The sequence below is a fragment of the uncultured Rhodospira sp. genome (genome assembly GCF_937138205.1).
Lineage (GTDB): Bacteria > Pseudomonadota > Alphaproteobacteria > Rhodospirillales > Rhodospirillaceae > Rhodospira.
The window spans coordinates 62498-81007 of the sequence record NZ_CAKZOT010000058.1 but is presented as its reverse complement, the minus strand read 5'-3'; the positions used below and the strand labels follow the sequence as shown (position 1 = coordinate 81007).

Below are 18510 nucleotides of genomic sequence, written 5' to 3'. Positions count from 1 at the left end.
CCCGGGTCCGCAACTCGGCGGCGTTCGCGTGTTGCACCGCCCAGGCGGCCTCGGTATAGTGCCTCTCCCGCTGGCGCCGGACCGTGCTGGCCGGGGTTTCGGAGAGTGGCGCAGCCTGGTAGCGCACTTGACTGGGGGTCAAGGGGTCGTGGGTTCGAATCCCGCCTCTCCGACCATTAAATCAAAGACTTAATCGAGTAGGGGGATTCCTCGCGGTCTCCCCCCCTCTGATACCAAGCGACGGAAATCGTGACACGTTTTCCGGACCGTCGGCACACGACCTTGGGAGATCCCTCGCGTCCTAACGGACGCTTCGGGATGACGTATGTATTTGTTCCTTAAAGAAAATCGTCATCCCGAGCGAGCCCCCGCGACCATCGGGACGATGGTCGCGCTTCTATGATCTCGGCGACGCGAAGCGTCGCCGGGGGCGAGCCGAGGGATCTCCCGCGTCGGCGCTGCGCCCGGCGAATGGCGACGAGTCATGACTTCGGTCCGTTGGTATCACTCATCATGCAATGATAGCTTGATTGCCCTCGCGGCGGATGATGACCTGATCCTGGGACACGGGGTACGGCCTCTTTGGCCTCATGATCCTCTTCCTTCTGGCATCTGCCGGTGCGGGCGTGGCAGTCTCCGCTGAGGATCAATGGTCGTATTGGCTGCTGAGCGACTATGCCATCCAAGAAGACCCTCAGTGCCAAGAACCTGCAAGCCCTTGGCGCCGAGCGGCTGGCCGAGCTGCTGCTGGAGGTGACCGCCGGCAACGCGGCGGCGAAACGGCGGCTGCGCCTTGCTCTGGCAGACGCCCAAGGGCCGCGTGAGGTTGCCCACGAGGTGCGCAAGCGCCTGGGCGAGATCAAGCGGGGGTCCCGGTTCATCGAATGGTCAGAGAGCCGTACGTTCGCCTCCGATCTGGAACTCCAGCGGAAGGCCATTGTCAACAAAGTAGGGGAAGGCGATCCGGGCGCCGCAGTGGACCTGTTATGGCGGTTCGTCGAACTGGGCAACGCGGTCTATGCGCGGTGCGACGACAGCAGCGGGGTGATCGCGGATGTATTCCGAACCGCCTGCGAGGATCTCGGCAGGCTCGCCACGGCGGCGGGGGCGGAGCCGGTTGCTCTAGCCGACCGGACCTACGATGCCCTGGTCAGCAACGACTACGGCCTGACCGACCGCCTGATCAGCATCCTGGCCCCGGCCCTCGGGGCGAAGGGCTTGGAGCACCTAAAGGTGCGAATTGTGATCCTGTCGAATACGCCGGTGAAGAGATCGCCCGACAATCAACGAAAAGTCGTGGGTGGCGGCTCCTTTGGTCCCACATATGCTGACGAGGTGGAAGAGAGGTCCCGCCAGAGCACGGTTCGCCACGCCTTGCAGGACATCGCAGACGTCCAGGGTGATGTCGATGCATTCATCGCTCAGCACCCACCTGAGTTCCGCAAGGCTCCGAAAACCGCGGCCGAGATTGCCCAGCGTCTGGTCGCGGCCGGGCGCGCCGACGAGGCCCTGCGGGTTCTGGACGAGGCGGATGCACCCCGACACCACTGGTGGCTGCCGGACTTCGACTTCGCTGATGCTCGGATCGCCGCCCTGGAAGCGCTGGGGCGCTTAAACGAGGCGCAAGGAGCGCGGTGGTCGGTCTTTGAACAGGACTTGTCGCCGGACCACTTGCGCACGTACCTCTCCAAGCTGCCAGACTTCGAGGATCTGGAGGCGGAGGAGCGGGCGTTGACACACGCGGAGGGCGTAGACAACGCGCATCAGGCTCTTTGGTTCCTGCTCGAATGGCCGGCACTGGATCGGGCCGCGCGGCTTGTGCTGGCGAGGGCGTCTGATCTGGATGGCAACCACTATGGCCTTCTGACGCCGGCCGCCGAGGCGCTGGCGGAGAAGTATCCCCTGGCGGCGACCGTCTTGTTGCGCGCCATGATCGACTTCTCGTTGGTGCGCGCCCGAAGCAGCCGCTACCGCCATGCTGCCCGCCACCTGATGGACTGCGCCGGCCTGGCGACGCGGATCGAAGACTTCGGCGCGTTGGAGCCTCACGCGGATTATCAGGCACGCCTGCGCCGGGAGCACGGGCGGAAGTCGTCGTTCTGGGATGCCGTGGCATCGGCTTGAGACAGGCACGATACACTGATGCAGAGTAATACCGGCCGGCGATGAGGATGACTCGTTTGGCCGGCCTTGAACGTCAAGCGCTCCGCGATGCGGTGATCCGCTACAATGCGGAAGGGGTTGAAGGCTTGCGGGACCGGGCGGCGCCGAGGCGCGCCCCGTTTCTGGCCGAAGAGGAGCAGGCCAAGCTCCTGGATGTCGTCCGTCAAGGCCCGGACCCGGACACCGAAGGAGTCTGCGCCTGGACCCTTGAAGCGTTGGCCGTTTGGATCTCCGAGACGTTCGGCAAGGCCCTTCCGTACTTCGTATCTCGCCCTAAAGATGCGACAGGACGTTCTCGGCGCTGGAGACCTCCAGTTGCGGGCCGCCCTCCAGGAACAGGTGTTCGACCAGGCCGTTGCGGACCACCATGGCGTAGCGCTGCGAGCGCGTGCCCAGGCCCATGGCCGAGGCGTCGAGCTCGGTGCCGGTGGCGGCGGCCAGGGCGCCGTTGCCGTCCGAGATCATCAGCACCCGGTCGTCTGCGCCGCTGACCTTGCCCCAAGCGGCCATGACGAACGGATCACTGACCGAAACACAGGCCACGGCGTCCACGCCCTTGTCGGCGAAGCTGTCGATGTGGCGGATGTATCCTGGCAGGTGCTGCTCGGAACAGGTCGGCGTGAACGGCCCGGGCACCGAGAACAGCACCACGGTCTTGCCACCGAACAGCTCTTCGGTTGTGACCGGGCGGATGCCCTCGTCGGTCAGCATGAACAGGGTGACGTCAGGAATGCGGTCACCGGCCTGGATGGTGGGCATGGCTCTCTCTCCTGGTCGTTTCCGTGACGGTGTTGTTGGGGATCGGACCGCGACGGCCCCTCGGGATGTCACGATCCGGGTGACGCGGCACGGGTGGTGGTGGCCGTCGCCGTCTCGATGGCCTCCAGCACCGCGCCACTGGTCAACAGCTCCGGCAGGGGAACGCCGTCCGGCGCCGCCGGCCCGTAGACCGCGTTGAAGGGAATGCCGTAGCGGCCGAAGCTGGCCAGGTAGGCCGTGATGGCGTCGTCGGGGCGGGTCCAGTCGCCGCGCATCAGCACCGTGTCCGGGGCCGCCAGACGCTCGGCCACGGGCGGGCGGTCCAGCACGACGCGCTTGTTGACCAGACAGGTCACGCACCAGTCGGCGGTGACGTCGACGAACACCGTGCGTCCCTCGGCCACCAGGGCCGGGATGGCGGCCGGGTCAAGCGGCCGCCAGTCGCCCGTGAGGGGGGACCCTTGCGCGCCGTCATCGGTCGCGCCGCCGGGCACCCTGTCCGCCCAGGCCGGCAGGGCCAGCGCCGCCACCGCCGCCACGCCGGCCAGCACGGCGCGGCCCGGCAGGCGGCGGGCGGGGATCGCCACCACCAGCACCATCAGCACCATCAGCCCGCCCACCAGGGCGGCGGCCAGCGGCGGCACCTGCGCCGCCAGCACGGTCAGCAGCCACACCGCCGTTCCGGCCAGCGCCACGCCCAGCACGACCTTCATGCGGTTCATCCAGCGCCCGGGCCGGGGCAGCCGGGTGGCCAGGCCCGGACGCGCGGCCACCAGCAGATAGGGCAGCGCCATGCCCACGCCCAAAGCCAGGAAGATCAGCGCGATCTCGCTCCACCCCCGCGCCAGGGCGAATCCCACCGCCGTCCCCAGGAACGGCGCCGAGCACGGCGTCGCCAGCAGGGTGGCGAAGGCGCCGGTGCCGAACGCGCCCCACAGCGAGCCGTGGTCGGACTCGCCGCGCCCGCCGCCCGCGTCGGCCAGCCAGCCCGGCAATCCGATCTCGAACAGGCCCCACAGGTTGGCGGCGAACAGGGTCAACAGCACCACCATGGCCACCAGGAACAGCGGGTGCTGGAACTGGATGCCCCAGCCCACGGCCATGCCGGCGGCCTTGACGGCGATGGCCGCGCCGCCCAGCAGCAGGAACGAGGCGATGATCCCGGCCGCGCTCATCAGGAAACTGGCCCGCGCGTGGGCCGGGCTGGCGCCGCCGTGGCCCATGGCGCCCAGCACCTTCAGCGACAGCACGGGCAGGACGCAGGGCATCAGGTTCAGGATCAGGCCGCCGGCCAGGGCCAGCCCGAGCATGGTCAGCAGCGTGCCGAGGCTGCTCGCGCCCGCCGCCGCAGAGGCCGGCGCGAGGGGCGAGGGTCCCACCGCCGCCGCCGGGGTGACCTCGGCCTCCAGGCCGCGCGCGCCGTCCACCACGGTCAGGGTCAGCGGCACGCCGCGCAGGTCCTCGATGCCGCCGGCGCGGCTCCACAGCACCGTCAGGCCGGCGTCGTCACCTGCCACCTCGGGCGCCGAGAACCAAGCGCCCTCCGGCCCCTCGACGAACAGGTCGGGTTCGGCCAGGGGCGGATCGGCCCGCACCGCCACCCGCAGCACGGCGCCGTCGTCCTCGACCACCGCCTGTTCCAGCGCCATGCCGTGCGCGGCGCCGTCGCCCGGCACCGCCGACTCGGCCCGGTTGATCGCCTGCGCATGGGCCGAGGCGCCGCCCGGCCCGGCCGGCAGGTCGAGCGACAGCGCCACCGTGCGCGGCACACAGATCTCGTGGCAGGTCAGGTAGTCCACGCTGGCCCGCAGACGCAGGCTTTCGCCCGGATCGGTCACCGTGGCGTGGACGGGATAGATGACGTCGCCAGCGTAGCCGATGGTCTCGATGCCGATCACGGAGAACCGTTCCGGTGCCGGCCACAACAGGCGAGCCTCGGCCAGGTTCTCGCTGCCGGTCCAGTCGATGGAGGGCGGATAGCCAGCGTCGCCGGGCGAGCGCCAATAGACCTTCCAGCCCTCGACCGGTTCGAATTCCAGGCCCAGCCGCACGGCCGAGTCGCCATCCAGCGCGCGGCGGGCGGCGATCAGGCGCACGCGCCCCTCGGGTGTTTCCACCCAGGCGCCGGTGCCGGGCGGTGTCCAGGCCGGCAGGTCGGCCCGGGCCGGCGGCGCGCTTGCCAGCGCCAACGACCACACCACCACCGCCAGGACCCAGATCAGACTCCATGACGCCATGCGCGCGCCGCCGTTGGCCCTTGCCCTCACCGGGTGCCCTCCTGTCCTGGCCGACCGATCAAACCGTGCCCAGCATATCGGAAAAGGCCCCCACAGGCGCAAGGGGACACGTGCCGCCCGCGAAAGGACGGCAAAGGACGGTACGGCGGACACGGTTCCGCTTGGCATGGCCTGTCGGACGTGTTCGAATCCAAAGGAGGGATCGCGGATCCGAAGGGAGGCGGAAATCCATGGTGGAGACGTTCGCCAGCGTCGGCGCGCCGGACGGCTACCTGACCGGCAAGTGCCTGGTGGCCATGCCGGCCATGAGCGATCCGCGCTTCGTGCGGTCGGTCATCTACATTTGCGCCCACACGTCCGAGGGCGCCATGGGCCTGGTGGTCAACCGCGCCATCCCGGATTTCAGCTTCGTCGACCTGCTGGAACAGCTCAATATCCCCGCCACGCCGCGCTGCCAGCAGATCCAGGTGCAGTTCGGCGGCCCCGTGGAAAGCCAGCGCGGTTTTGTTCTGCACACGGCGGACTACATCCACGAGGGCACGCTGGTGGTCGACGAGGCCGTGGCGCTGACGGCGACACTGGAGGTGCTGCGCGACATCGCCGTCGGCACCGGGCCGAGCCGGACGCTGATGGCTCTGGGCTACGCCGGCTGGAGCCCGGGGCAGCTCGACGACGAACTGCGCCGCAACGTGTGGCTGACGGTGGACGCCGACCCCGAGTTGGTGTTCGCCCCCGACCTGGACGCCAAATACGATCTGGCCATGGCCCGCATGGGCATCGACCCGGCGCTGCTGTCCAGCGAGGGCGGGCACGCGTGAGGTGGATGTGAGCTTCGGGGGGCTGCGGCCGGCGGAGCCGCCCGGCCGGGGTAAGACCCAACCTGCGACGTGCCATCCCGTTCAGTGGGTTTTGCCTTTTCCCACGTGACCGATAGAATGCCGCCCCACGGACAGACCGCAACCTTACGGATGGTGCCACATGCGACCTCCCGGGGCCGATCAGGCCATTCAGAATCTCTTGGCGTGGTCCCGCAAGGACGAGTGGGTTCCGCTGCTGGAAAACATATTCGCCAATCACCTTGATGACGTTCTCGAAGACTACGACCTTGATGATGAGGAGCTGGTCGAACTTCTCGGGCCGGCGTTTCAATCGCTTTACAGTGTGATTGTCGAGGACTTGTTTTCGACCCCGATTGATGACGACGGCCGCACCATCATTGACGACTATCTGAAACGACGCGGTTGGCGCGAAAAGGTCCACGGCCGTCGCTATCTCGAAGCCCTGCGGGACTCGACGATGTCTCTTTATGAGGTCGTTGATCTCGACCGGGGAAAAACCGTGACGCTCCGCGACATGGTTCGGGGCGGCGACCCGATCACCGTGCACGAAAAAAGGGGCTCGGAAACCGCCGCCCTTTGGGACCGGATTGGTGCCAGGGTCCTTCTCGTCAACGGGAAGCACTATCTTGCCGGCGGATTGCTCGTGTTCTCCCGCGAGGCAGGAGATCGCTTTCTTGACTCCCTTGAACGGGTCATGGAGGAGATTGCCGATCACCCGGACGGCGAAGCCGAAACCGAAACCGAACAGACGGAGGAGCCTCCCCTCCTGAGTGACGCTGATCTCAGAGACGCCGTCCTCGGCATCACGGGTACGATCGTTTTCACGCGGTTGTGGCTCACGGAAAACCTGGGTCGGGTCCTTGGACCGCCACCACACGCGGTCAACACGGACGGTGACGATATTGTTTTCTCCACCGTTCGCTTCCCCATACACGGCGACGAAACCGACGTGGCCCAGGTGATTGATGGCATTGCGGAGATCGACCGGATCGAACCGGACACGGTGAGCTGGTCCTGGACCGGTCCCGGTTCCCCGACGCAACGGATGGCGAAACGCGACCCCGATGACGGGGACGATGGCATCATTCTGCACAGCTCGGACGCATCGGGCCGCACCTGCCTGGGGACCCTGGATATCGAGAATGGGACGCTGATCCTCAACACCAACTCCCGGGAGCGCGCGGAAAAGGGGCGCGATCTTCTGGCGGCCCACCTGAAGACCATGGTCGGCACGCCTTTGATGACGCACGAGGACATCCAGCAGACGCTGGAAAACCGCCCGGATCGGCCCGCGTCCGGGGCGGAAGACATCCCGCCGGAGGTCCAGGAGCAACTCCTCAATCAGTATTTCGACGACTACTATCACCAGCTTTTGGATGAGCCCATTCCGGCTCTCGACGACAAAACGCCGCGCCAGGCTGCGAGCGCGAAAGACGACCGCAAGACCGTCATCGACTGGTTGAAACACCTGGAAAACGGCGAGCAACGGCGCGCCGCGTCTCAAGGACAACAGCCCTACGATTTCCGCTGGATGTGGAAGGAGCTTGGGCTTGAGAACGAGCGGTGATGGGAACCCAGGTCTCGAACAGGCTCCTGATGGTCAGTCATCCGGCCCAATGACCACGCCGTAGGCGTCGAGCAGATCGCTGGCGGTGGCAAGGTATCGCGGCCCCAGGAAATCCTCGTGCGGATCGGCGATCAGGGTCCGCCACCATATCGCGTTGATCGGGCCAGTTCCAGCGCTTCGGCGCCGGCGCCTTCCCGGAGCAAGTCCAGACCGGTGCGACCACCGACCTGCGGCCAGGACGTCGTCAGAAACGTGTGAACCGACCATGGCCCGCCGAGACTCTCCAGCAACGCCGGCAGAGTCTCCTTTAGCGCCGGCAACACATACACCGGCTGTCCCTCGGAGTTCTCCAGTTGCCATACCGGATACCGAACACCGCGCTTCTCGCCCTGGAGACCCAACACAGTCCCGGCCTTGCGGCGCTTGTCGAGCGCCTGCCGCGTCAGGCCGATGCGGGCGGCGAAGTCCTCGCCCGACAGGTAGGTCGTTTCCGAGAGCATGGTGTCGGCGGCATCGCGACCCTTGGCGCGCAACCGTGCGACCAACGCGTCGCGCTCAAGCGTGCCGAAACGACCTGCCTGGGATGGCGTGCTGTCTATGAGCGCCCGCGTATCCTCACGATCCCCCTCAATCATCGCGCTCCATTCGCGCTCCATCTGGGCGTCCAGACGTTCCTGAGCGGCGGTGGGGATGCGTTCAGAGGTGTCGTTGCGTTTCTTAGGTGCGGAGGCCATGGCCCCTCCTGATCGACGTATCGGCGGGGATCGTTCCAACTGCACAGCAAAAGATGGGCGCTTCCGTCAATGTCGTCAACCTCGTCAACTTTGTCAATTTGCGTTTGCCTGCCGCCCGCCGAAACGCCAACCGCCCCGCCATCGGGAGATGGCGGGGCGGTTGTGATCGTTGGAACGGATGCGGCGACGCCTACCGCCGCGCGTCGGCCTCTTCCAGGGGCGGTTCCTCGCCCTTGGCGCACGGCTTCATGGCCCGTTCCATTTCGTGCTCCGACAGCTGCTGGTCGGTGCCGCTGCCGCAGCCGCCCATGGCCGACAGCATGGCGTGCTCGCTCATCTGCTCGTCGCCGCCGCCGCAGGCCATGACCTTGGCGCTCGCCGCCTTCTGGTTCTGGGTGGCGTCGAGCGGCTGCCCGGCCTCCTTGTAGGCGCGGATGCCGGCGTCGATCTCCTCCTGCTTGCGCTTGGAGGCCGACTTCCAGTCCGCCGTCGCCGCCTCGTCCGGGGTCTGCTCCAGCTTGCGCGAGCGATCGAAGGCGAACTTCACCTTCTTGATGGTGTGCGGCCCCCAGTAGCCGACCTTGCCCAGGTTGTAGAACTGGCGCTTCATGGCCGACCGCAAATAGGCCTTCAGACAGCCCTGCAGGTACTTGCGGCGCACCTTGTCGCCCGGCACCCACGGATAGCTGAAGATCGCCTTCTTGGAATAGAAGCGCCGGTAGCAGGACATGACCGCGTCCAGCAGCTCGCCGCGCTCCATGGCCTTGGGCTTCATGATCGGCGTGACGAAGTTGTACTGCGAGAAGTCGTGCACCTCCACCTGGTCGCCCATCTCGCGGTACAGGTCGGAGAACGGCCACGGCGTGAACATGGACCAGTTGGCCATGTCCGGGTTCCAGTCCATGCACAGCTGGAACGTTTCCTCGATGGTCTCGACCGTCTCGTTCTCCAGGCCGACGATGAACTGGGCCTCGGTGACGATGCCGTTCTGGCGCAACAGGTCGATGGCGCGCTTGTTGTCGGCGACCGTGGTTTCCTTGTGGAACAGGTCGAGGTTGAGCTGCGCCGCCGCCTCGGTGCCCAGCGAGATGTGCACCAGCCCGCAGGAGCGGTAGAACGGCAGCAGGTCCTCGTCGCGCAAGACGTCGGTCACGCGGGTATTAATGCCCCACAGAACGTCCAGCTTGCGGGCCTTCAGTTCCTCGCAGAAGGCGATGAAGGCCTTCTTGTTGATGGTCGGTTCCTCGTCGGCGAGGATGAAGAAGCCGACCTTGTACTCCTTCACCAGGGTCTCGATCTCGTCGACGACCTTCTTGGGGTCGCGCACGCGGTAGTCGCGCCAGAACTTCCACTGCGAGCAGAAGGAGCAGGTGAACGGGCAGCCGCGCGCCATGTTCGGCGTGGCGACGCGGGTGCCGGTGGGGATGTAGATGTACTTCTTCCAGTCCAGCACGCCCCAGTCGGCGACGATGTCGTCGACGTCGCGGATCGGCGCCTCGGCCTGGGTGGCGATCACCTTCTCGCCCTCGCCGTAGGCGATGCCCTTGACCTGACCGCGCGCGTCCGGCCACTGGCCCTGGTCGACCGAGCGCACCAGGTTCAGGAACACTTCCTCGCCCTCGCCGCGCACGATGGCGTCGATCCACGGCGCCTCGCGCAGCACCTGCTGGTACATGAACGTGCCGTGGATGCCGCCCAGCACGGTGACCGCGTTCGGGAACATCTCGCGGGCGATCTCCAGCACCCGTTCGGCCTTGTAGATGGCCGGGGTGTTGGCCGTGGTGCCGACGATGTCCGGTTTTTCATCGGCCAGCGCGGCGCGCAGCTGGTCTTCCGACATGTCGTCGGTCATGGCGTCGATGAAGCGGATGTCGGTGTAGCCGCCCTTCGCCTTCAGGTATCCGGCCAGATAGGCGACCCAGGCGGGCGACCAGTTGCCCGCGACCTCGGCGCCGCCGGAGTGATAGTTGGGCTGGATCAGAACGATCCGCATGAGCGGCCTCCCCAAGACAACAGATGAAGGGCGAATGACGGACGGCGGAAACACCAAAACGCGCCACGGACCGTAGCCCGTTGCGTTGAGGATCCGTCAAGATCGGGTTCGGTGCGCCAATCTCGTGCCACCAACCGGCTAAGTCCTTGAGATTGCGTCATTCATAGCCGCGCATTATCGTGGGTGCAACATGGCGTGTCAACCACGCTCTCGCCCGGTTGTCAAGCGAACGAGACAGGCGAACGGCGCCTGGCGCCGTCACACGTCCCGCACCATGAACACGGCGTCGCCGACGTCCTGGCGCGGCGGGTCCGACACCAGCCAGGTGTTCCAGCCCAGGCGGGGGCCTTCGCCGCTGCCCGTGGGCATCCGCAGCTGCGGCACCTCCTCGCGGGCCAGCACCACCTGCACGTCGAAGCAGAACTCCGGCCCGACGTACAGCCGGGTGACCGCCGCCAGCCGCTGCAGGTCGGCGCCGTCCGGCTGGAAGCGGCGGAAGCCCTCCCACGACAGCGGCCCGACGCGCAGGCGCAGACTGCCCTGGACGTCCCAGACGCGGGCGCCGGCCACGGTGTCGACACCCAGGCGGGAGCCCTCCGGCGCGCCCACGCGGCTTTGTTCCTCCGGCGGCAGGGTCAACCAGCGGCCATGGAACTGCTCGACATGGACCGGTCGGCCGAACAGATCGCCCAGGGCCTGCTCCAGGCCCACCGCCGTCGGCGGCCGGTGGCTGAACAGTCCGCCGTAATAGAGGATGGTCTCGTCGCTGACGGGCAGGCGGTCGCGCAGCCCCGGCAGGCCGAGCCCGACCAGCGACAGCAACGCCTGCGTCACCGGGTCGGTGGCGCCGTGCTCGATCAGTTCATAGGACTGGTCCAGGCGGTACTTGGCCCCGGCGCGCCAGAACAGCGACAGCAGGCGGTGATTGAAGATGTCGAAGAAGTCCCGCAGCGCCGGGTCGCGCTCGCGGGTGCGCTGCATCACCGTCTCGGTGTAGTGCTGCGGCAGGGCGCCGTTGGGGCCGGTCAACCCCAGGAACGTCGCCGCCACCAGCGGCCGGGGGTCGTCGTCGCCGTCACGCCGGCGGGGCGCCGCCACCTGCCCCGGCTGAAACCCCAGCGCCTGGTGCGAGGTCAGGCGCACCGCCAGGTCAGCCGGCGCATGGTCGTAGCCCACCGGGCGGCCGTTGCCGGTGCGGCGGCCCTCGCGCTGCCACAGCCGCACCGCCTGCTGGAAGGTGAAGCGGTGCGGCTCGGCCCGCAAGCGGTCGATCACACCGTCGCCGCCGTCGCTGTCCCGCCCGTCCGTCACAGCATCACCCGCGTGCCGGCCCGCGCCGGAAAGCGGCACAACAGGCCGGGGCGCCCGCGCACCGACACCGACAGCCGGGTGAAGGAATTGATGGAGCAGTACAGCCCCAGGAAGCGGTTGAGCACGTTGACGAACAGCATGGTGCCCGCCGTCGGGGTGGCGTTCTCGTCCAGTTCCAGCGCGACGTCGACACCGCGCGCCACCGCCGCGCCGACTTGCGCCGCCGTGCGCGCCACGCCGGAGGAGGCCTTCACCCCGACGATGCTGTCGATCAGGGCGCGGGTCTCGGCGGTGCCCCGGATGTCGTACAGGGCCAGGATCTCGCGCAGCGCCCGCACCGCCTCGTCGCCGCCGGACAGCGACAGGTGGTTGAGGGCCAGGTGCGAGACCAGCCGCCAGCGGCCGCCCGGTCCACCGGACGGCCGCAGGGTCCGGGTCGGCGCCGTCAGGGCGGTGACGCCGGTGATGGCGGCGGTCGCCTGCACCAGCCCGAGCCGGGGGTTGCCGCCGCCGAACGGCAGGGCGTTGGGCAGGTCGCGGTTGATGCACAGCGTCTCGACCGACAGCACCCAGCCGTCTCGGCCGGCGCGTTCGAAATCCATGTCCACCAGGCCGAGATAGACCTCGGTGCCGCCGTCGTCGGTCACCCCGGCGCGGCGGTCGGCCATCCAGTACCAGGGCCGTGCGTCCTCGTCCCCGCCCCGGCCGTGGGTCATGCCGTAAAACGGCTGCACCTCGACCGTCTCGTCGGTGGGGGACGTGGCCGTGACCCGCAGCACCTGATAGACCTCCAGCCCCTGAGGGCGGCGCACATCCGGAATGACACGATACTCAGGCACGTTCTGCGTGACGGCGATGGGCTCGGCGCGTTGGCGCAGCATGTTGACGATCGGCGTGCACCCGAGGGCGAAGCTGCCCGCCGACACACTGCGCTCCAGTTCGCTGAAGCCCCGGTTCAGGTAGACGAAGACCTCCAGACGGTTGCCGGCCTCCAGCAGGGTCTTGGCGTCCAGCCCTCGGATATCGAAGAACAGGAACTTCTCGGGGAAAGCGAAGAACTCGGTCAGCAGCCGGTAGCCGGGAGCCGACCGCGCCGACCACGGCAGCAGGCCCTCGTCCTCCTCGAACCCCACCGGCTGGATCGCCTCCGGTCCCAGGATCACCGGCGACCGGTCCTCGGGCGTGTCGGCCAGGGCGACCGACAGCACCTCGTTGGCCAGCAGTTCGTACAACGAGAACGCCTCGTGCGACTCCCCGGCCAGGAACAGGCGCAGGCGGTCGACGCCCAGCTCCGAGAAGGTCTTTTCCGCCTGCATACAGCGGAACGTCAGGCGCAGGCAGGCGGTCGCGTTGGCGGCGCGCGGGTTGTTGGGGGCCTGAAAGGGGCGACCGGTGAGCGAGGCCTGTTCCAGCGTCACCGGCCACAGCACAGTGTCGAAGCCGGTGCGGAAGCGGCAGGTCTCGCCGTGCGCCGCGCTGGTGTCGATCTCGGTGCCGCGCGGCACGGCGTAGGATCCGTCCAGGTCCGGCTGGCAGGCCATGGAGACCACGGCCATCGACGGCACCGGCGCCAGATAGTGCGGATACAACACCCCCAGCAGGGCGTCCGTCAGCTCGGGGAACGAATCCTCAAGCTTCAGCCGGATGCGCCCGGTCAGGAAGGCGAAGCTTTCGATCAGGCGGGCGACGTGCGGGTCCTCGGCCACCGTCTCCGACAGGCGCAGGCGTCCGGCGGCTTTCGGATGGCGGGCCGCGAACCCGCCGGCCAGGCGGCGGATGGCCGTCAGCTCGGCCTGGTAATGGGGCAGAAGGTCATCAACCATGGTCGGCGTTGCGTACCTCCAGGCCGCGCGTGACGGGATCGAGCACGCTGTCGAAGATCACCGGCTCCGGCGACGGATAGGCCCGCATCAGCGCCTGGATACGGAAACACAGGCTGCGGTCCAGGGGCTCGTCGTCGTCCCCGGCCAGCGAGACCGTCACTTGCAGAAAGCGCGGCTCGTAGCGGCGAATGGCCTCCTCGACCGCCTTGCGCAGCGCCTCGCGGTGTTCGGGCGCCGACATGTCCTCGCCGCTGAAGTCGGGGATGCCGTAGTTGACCACCGATTGGCGCAACTCGTCCAGGTCCGCCGGCGGCGACAGACAGCGATGGCGGGTGTTGAGCAGAACCTCAAGATCGCGCCGCACCGCGCGGCGCAGGGCCTCCAGGTGGCGCGAGACAGAGGCGCCCCGCCCGTCGAGCCCGTCGTCGTCGCCGTCGTGCACACGGTCCAGGACCGAGGGCAGCGGCGGCTGTTTGAGCGCGCCCGTGGCCATCGGCTCAGGCCCCCTCCTCCACCGGGGCGACCGAACGCGGCGCGTCCATGGTCAGGCTGGTCAGATCCATGATCGGCATGTCCTGGTCGCCCAGCAGCCAGCAGCGTTGGCCCAGCCCGAACACCGGCCCGCTCTCGTCGTCGCCGAGCCACTCGGTGACGCGGCCCAGCAGGTGGTCGGTGCGCGGCGTGGCGCCCGGCGGCGGCACGTACAGCGCGGGGATGAACACCTCGCCCTCCGGACCGTCCGAGACCTCGATCGAGGCGCGGCGCCAGATCAGGTCGCGCGGCCGCTCCGGCGCGTGGAACTCCAGCGCGACCACGGTGTCGAAGGCGATCCAGTAGTACGAGCCGGAGGCGGCGATCACCTCCAGCACACCCCCGGTCAGGTCGTCCAGGTCGCGGACGTCGTCGAACGGCGTGTCCTCGCGCTTACCGGCGGCCGGCCGGCGGGCCTCCTCGGCCTCGGCCAGCAGGGCGCGCACGCCGTCCATGTCGCCGGCGCGCAGGGCGGCCAGCGCCTTCAGGTGGGCCTGCAGGCAATCGTCGGGGGGGCCGACGAAATCGGGCGCGCGGCCCTCGCGGAACACCTGCTCGCGCTGGATGGCGCCGCGCAGGACGCGGCGGAAGACGCCGATGCCGGCCGAGTGCTCCTCGTCCTGCAGCGCCATCACCTCCATCATCTTGTCGGCGCGTTCGATGTCGCCCTGAAAGCAGAGCATCTCGGCCAGCCGGCCGCGCGCCTGCACGTCCTTCGGCTGGGCCTTGACCTCGGCCGTCAGGGCGGCGATGGCCCCGTCGAGGTCGCCGGCTTGGAACAGGGCGGTCGCTGAACTGTCGGTCATGGTGAGTCCTCCAGGGGCAACGGGGCGAGGGCAACAGGGCGCCGCCGGCGCGCGGGGACGGTCAGTGTCCCGCCCGCAACGGCGTGGTGTCCAGTTCCAGCCTCAGGGTGCTGAAGACCTGATCGATCTGGAAGTGAGGGACGACGTGGCAGACGCAGGAATAGGTGCCCGGCCGGCCCGGCAGTTCCCGGACCTGGACCGAGGCCTCGCGCAGCGGCCGGCGCGCCTTTTCCTCGTAGGTGGCATTGGCGCGCCCCTGCACATACTGCATCAGGCGCGTGTGCAGGAAGTGCTCGCACTCGCCGGGACTGGCGAAGGAGCCCGTCTTGTCGCGGGCCATCACCTTGATCAGGTGGGCGAAGCGCGAAATGCACAGGATATAATGCAGCATGGCCGACAGGCGGGCGTTCACCGTGGCTTCGGGCCGGTCGTAGTGCTGCGGCGCCTGCACCGAGCCGACCGAGCGGAACACCGCGAACGGGGTGTGTTGGTGGGCGGCCAACGGCATCAAGCCGACTTCGCTCAACTCGCTTTCGCGGACCTCGGGCATGGCGACCGCCACCGGGCCGCGCGTGGCGACGCCCGGCCGGTCGGTGCCGAAGTCGGGCGCCGGCAGATCCTCGACCAGGCCGCCGCCGGCCTCGTCGCGGCGGGCGCCGCGGATGTTGGCGAACCAGCGGCAGTCAATGAAGGCGCGCACCGCCACCCGGCCGAACGCGTACACGGACGACGCCCACAGCCAGGCGGAGGCGTCGGGGGCCGAGACGTCCTCGGCGTAGCGGAACGGCTGGCGGCCGCTGCCGTCGTCGTCGTGGCGGTCGCGGATGAGGACGGTGGGCAGGGCGATGGCCAGGAAGCGGCTGTCGTCGGCCTTGCGCAGGCCGCGCCAGCGATCGAACTCGGGGCCGTTGAACAGGCCGGCCAGGCGGATCGGCGCCGTCAGTTCGCCGAATGAATCGAGCCCCAGCAGGGCGGGCGTGCAGCCAACGACCATGGGGGCGAAGGCCGCCGCGCAGACGCCGGACATGCCCATCAGGCCGGCGATGTCATCGGTGGGGTGGCCGGGGCCGAGCTTGTGCTGGACCGCGTAGTCGCCCAGCAACAGGCTGAAGGGCTGGCCGCCGGGGGTGCCGAACTCCTCCTCGTAGATCTTCTGGAACATCTGGCTTTGATCGAACTCCAGCGCCCGTTCCAGGTCGCGGCACAGGTCGGACCAGCTCAGGTCCAGCACCCGGATGTGCACCAGCTCGTCGCCCTCGGTCGAGTCGACAAGGTAGCGCAGGCCCCGCCAGGAGGCTTCCAGGCGCTGAAAACGCGGATGGTGCAGGATGGCGTCCGCCTGCGCCGACAGCAGACGGTCGAGCGCGGCGATATCGCGGTCGAGAGCGCCCAGGATCTGCTCCCGGGTCAGGGCCGTAGCGCGGTCCGTGCCCATCCAGGCGAGCAGGGCGAGATCCCAGCGCTCCAGTGCGACGATGCGGTCGAGCGCGCCGTCTCCGGCGGCCCGCCAGCGCGAGCCGGCGAGGCCGGCCCGCACACGGGGATCGGGACGCGGCCGGGCTGGTCGCGCGATGACGGTCGCATCTGGATCGAACGCACCGTCGGAATGCCGCACGCCAGCCCCCGTGGCCCGATTATGCCTGTTTCGGAATGCGCGCCACCAGCCGCATGGAAGTGGTCAACTCCTCCATCTGCAGCCACGGCCGCAGGTAGGCGATGGCGTTGTACGAGCCCGGCTGCCCCGGAATCTCGCGCACCTGCACCTCGGCCTCGCGCAGCGGATACGAGGCCCGCATTTCCTGGGCCGCGCCCTCCTTGGAGTTGACGTAGTTCATGATCCAGCGGTTCAACCAGGCCTCGACGTCCGGCGCCTCCATGAAGGACCCGATCTTGTCGCGGGCCATGACCTTCAGGTAGTGCGAGAACCGCGAGGTGGCCATGATGTACGGCAGACGCGCCGAGATGGCGGCGTTGGCCGTGGCCTCCGGCCGGTCGTACTTCTTCGGCTTCTGCGTCGTCTGGGCGCCGAAGAAGACCGCGTAGTCGGTGTTCTTGTAGTGGCACACCGGCAGGAAGCCCAGCTTGGACAGCTCCGCCTCGCGCCGATCGGTGATACCGATCTCGGTCGGGCACTGGGTGTCGGTGTCGCCGTCGTCGCTGATGAAGTTGTGGGTGGGCAGGCCCTCGATCTTGCCGCCGCCCTCGGCGCCGCGAATGGCCGTGCACCAGCCGTACTTGGCGAAGGCGTCGGTCAGGCGCGCGCCCATGGCGTAGGCCGCGTTCATCCAGCAGTAGTGCTCGTGGTCCATGCGCTTGGGCGTGCCGTCGGGATTGGCCGGGGCCTCTTCGTAGGCGAACTCCTCGATCGTCTTGGTGGCCTCGCCGTACGGCAGGCGGGCCAGCACGCGCGGCATGGTCAGGGTGACAAAGCGGCTGTCCTCGCTGTCGCGGAAGCCGCGCCACTTGCCGTATTCGGCGGTGTCGAAGATTTTTTCCAGGTCGCGCGGCTTGGACAGGTCGGTGAAGTCCTGCAGGCCGAACAGCTGCGGCGAGGCCGCCGAGATGAACGGCGCGAAGGCCGCCGCCGCCACGTTGGACATGCCGGACAGCAGTTCGATGTCCTCGGGGTGGTTGGAGAACTCGAAGTCGCCGATCATGGCCCCGTAAGGCTCGCCGCCGGGCGTGCCGAACTCGTTCTCATAGATCTTCTTGAACAGGCCGGACTGGTCGAACTCGACGGCCCGCGTCAGATCCTTGTGCAGCTCGCGTTTGGTGGCATTGAGAACGCGAAGCTTGAGGTTGGCCGACGTCTCGGTGTTCATCACCAGATAGTGCAGACCACGCCACGTTCCCTCCAACTGACGGAACTTTTCGTGGTGCATGATCTCCGCCAACTGCACGGAAAGCTGCCTGTCGATCTCGGCGATGGCCTGGTTGAACGTCTGCGTCAGGTTGCGCGAGAAGGTAATGGTGCCCTTCATCGCCTGTTCGGTCAGGGTCTTGATCAGTTCCTGGGCGCGATCCGGTTCAGTCTGCTTGGTGGCGGCAATGGCCTGATCCAGCAGGCTGGGGCCTTCGGCGACCGTGGTTTCGGCGGCCGACTCTTGGGCCTTCTGGGCTTCGTCGCTCATGCCTTGTCCCCTCCATCGGCGGGCTGCGTCGCATCGTCGCCGGCGCCTTCGTCGACGCCAAGCGCCTGTTTCAGCGCCTCAAGGTCATCCTTGTTCTGAAGGACCTTTTCCAGCAGCGCCTCCAGGTCCTCCGAGCGGTCGGCCTTGGACATCAGGTCGCGCAGCTTGTTGCGGGTTTCCATCAGCGACTTGAGCGCCGGCACCTGCTCGGTGACGCGGCCGGGGTCGAAATCCTCGATGCCCTTGAAGGTCAGGTTGACGGCCATTTCGCTGTCGTCGCCCTTCAGGGTGTTCTTGACCTTCATGTTCAGGCCCGGAGTCATCCGCTGCATGACCTGATCGAAGTTGTCACGGTCGATGGTGACGAACTTGCGGTCGCGCAACGGCGGCAACGGCGAGGTCGGATCGCCCGAGAACGAGCCCAGGACGCCCACCACGAAGGGCAGCTCCCGCTCGACGACGGCGCCTTCGGTTTCGACATCGTACTTGATGTGCACACGTGGCTTTCGCACGCGGGACAGTTTGCTGTGAACGCTCTCGGCCATGATCGTCTCCCGTCTGGCAACAAACTCTCGTCATTGTTGATGGGCGCCCGAGTCTTTGTGTTCTTCGGCGC

14 protein-coding genes, 1 tRNA gene and 1 pseudogene are annotated in these 18510 nt (G+C 67.9%); 5 read left to right on the top strand and 11 right to left on the bottom strand.

Going from position 1 to position 18510, the window contains the following annotated elements; translation table 11 throughout:
• Positions 1 to 99 precede the first annotated feature (99 nt).
• From Q0309_RS08205 to Q0309_RS18610, 3 genes and pseudogenes are all read left to right on the top strand, one after another.
• Positions 100 to 176, top strand: a tRNA-Pro gene (locus Q0309_RS08205).
• A gap of 499 nt (positions 177 to 675) precedes the next feature.
• Positions 676 to 2124, top strand: a complete 1449-nt coding sequence (locus tag Q0309_RS08200) for a DUF6880 family protein (RefSeq protein WP_299439401.1) — start codon at positions 676 to 678, stop codon at positions 2122 to 2124.
• 41 nt (positions 2125 to 2165) lie between these two features.
• Positions 2166 to 2399: pseudogene (locus tag Q0309_RS18610) on the top strand (helix-turn-helix domain-containing protein); the annotation flags it as partial.
• A 37-nt stretch (positions 2400 to 2436) separates the two neighbouring features.
• On the opposite strand, the gene Q0309_RS08195 reads toward Q0309_RS18610, so the two are convergent.
• Positions 2437 to 2922, bottom strand: a complete 486-nt coding sequence (locus Q0309_RS08195; protein WP_299439399.1) for a peroxiredoxin — start codon at positions 2920 to 2922, stop codon at positions 2437 to 2439.
• Between the two features lie 68 nt (positions 2923 to 2990).
• Entirely contained in the window at positions 2991 to 5159 is a 2169-nt protein-coding gene (locus Q0309_RS08190) for a protein-disulfide reductase DsbD domain-containing protein (RefSeq protein ID WP_299439397.1), read from the bottom strand.
• 230 nt (positions 5160 to 5389) lie between these two features.
• Between Q0309_RS08190 and Q0309_RS08185 the strand changes: the two genes are divergently transcribed.
• Together Q0309_RS08185 and Q0309_RS08180 are read left to right on the top strand one after the other, a co-directional pair.
• Complete coding sequence (locus Q0309_RS08185; RefSeq protein WP_299439395.1) at positions 5390 to 5977, top strand: YqgE/AlgH family protein; 588 nt, start codon at positions 5390 to 5392, stop codon at positions 5975 to 5977.
• Positions 5978 to 6137: 160 nt separating this feature from the next.
• Positions 6138 to 7565, top strand: coding sequence for a hypothetical protein (locus Q0309_RS08180; RefSeq protein WP_299439393.1), 1428 nt, complete (start codon positions 6138 to 6140; stop codon positions 7563 to 7565).
• 131 nt (positions 7566 to 7696) lie between these two features.
• Here Q0309_RS08180 and Q0309_RS08175 read toward each other — a convergent pair whose 3' ends face one another.
• The 9 genes from Q0309_RS08175 to tssB all read right to left on the bottom strand — a co-directional run bounded on the left by Q0309_RS08175 (position 7697) and on the right by tssB (position 18439).
• Positions 7697 to 8299, bottom strand: a complete 603-nt coding sequence (locus Q0309_RS08175) for a hypothetical protein (protein WP_299439391.1) — start codon at positions 8297 to 8299, stop codon at positions 7697 to 7699.
• Positions 8300 to 8489: 190 nt separating this feature from the next.
• Positions 8490 to 10292, bottom strand: a complete 1803-nt coding sequence (gene bchE / locus Q0309_RS08170) for a magnesium-protoporphyrin IX monomethyl ester anaerobic oxidative cyclase (RefSeq protein WP_299439389.1) — start codon at positions 10290 to 10292, stop codon at positions 8490 to 8492.
• A gap of 258 nt (positions 10293 to 10550) precedes the next feature.
• A complete protein-coding gene (tssG, locus tag Q0309_RS08165) occupies positions 10551 to 11603 on the bottom strand; it encodes a type VI secretion system baseplate subunit TssG (RefSeq protein ID WP_299439387.1) in 1053 nt (350 codons plus the stop codon).
• Positions 11600 to 13426 carry a type VI secretion system baseplate subunit TssF gene (gene tssF, locus Q0309_RS08160; RefSeq protein ID WP_299439385.1) on the bottom strand — a complete coding sequence of 609 codons (1827 nt, stop codon included), beginning with the start codon at positions 13424 to 13426 and terminating at the stop codon, positions 11600 to 11602. Before tssF ends, tssG begins: the two co-directional genes overlap by 4 nt.
• Positions 13419 to 13919, bottom strand: a complete 501-nt coding sequence (gene tssE / locus Q0309_RS08155) for a type VI secretion system baseplate subunit TssE (RefSeq protein WP_299439383.1) — start codon at positions 13917 to 13919, stop codon at positions 13419 to 13421. The genes tssF and tssE overlap by 8 nt, the downstream gene beginning before the upstream one ends.
• A gap of 4 nt (positions 13920 to 13923) precedes the next feature.
• Positions 13924 to 14763, bottom strand: coding sequence for a type VI secretion system accessory protein TagJ (locus Q0309_RS08150; protein ID WP_299439381.1), 840 nt, complete (start codon positions 14761 to 14763; stop codon positions 13924 to 13926).
• A gap of 61 nt (positions 14764 to 14824) precedes the next feature.
• Complete coding sequence (tssC, locus tag Q0309_RS08145; protein WP_299439379.1) at positions 14825 to 16378, bottom strand: type VI secretion system contractile sheath large subunit; 1554 nt, start codon at positions 16376 to 16378, stop codon at positions 14825 to 14827.
• Positions 16379 to 16397: 19 nt separating this feature from the next.
• The gene (gene tssC, locus Q0309_RS08140; protein WP_299439377.1) at positions 16398 to 17894 is read right to left on the bottom strand and encodes a type VI secretion system contractile sheath large subunit; all 1497 of its coding nucleotides are present in this window, start codon (positions 17892 to 17894) and stop codon (positions 16398 to 16400) included.
• The gene (gene tssB, locus Q0309_RS08135; RefSeq protein WP_299439375.1) at positions 17891 to 18439 is read right to left on the bottom strand and encodes a type VI secretion system contractile sheath small subunit; all 549 of its coding nucleotides are present in this window, start codon (positions 18437 to 18439) and stop codon (positions 17891 to 17893) included. Before tssB ends, tssC (Q0309_RS08140) begins: the two co-directional genes overlap by 4 nt.
• Between the last annotated feature and the right edge of the window lie 71 nt (positions 18440 to 18510).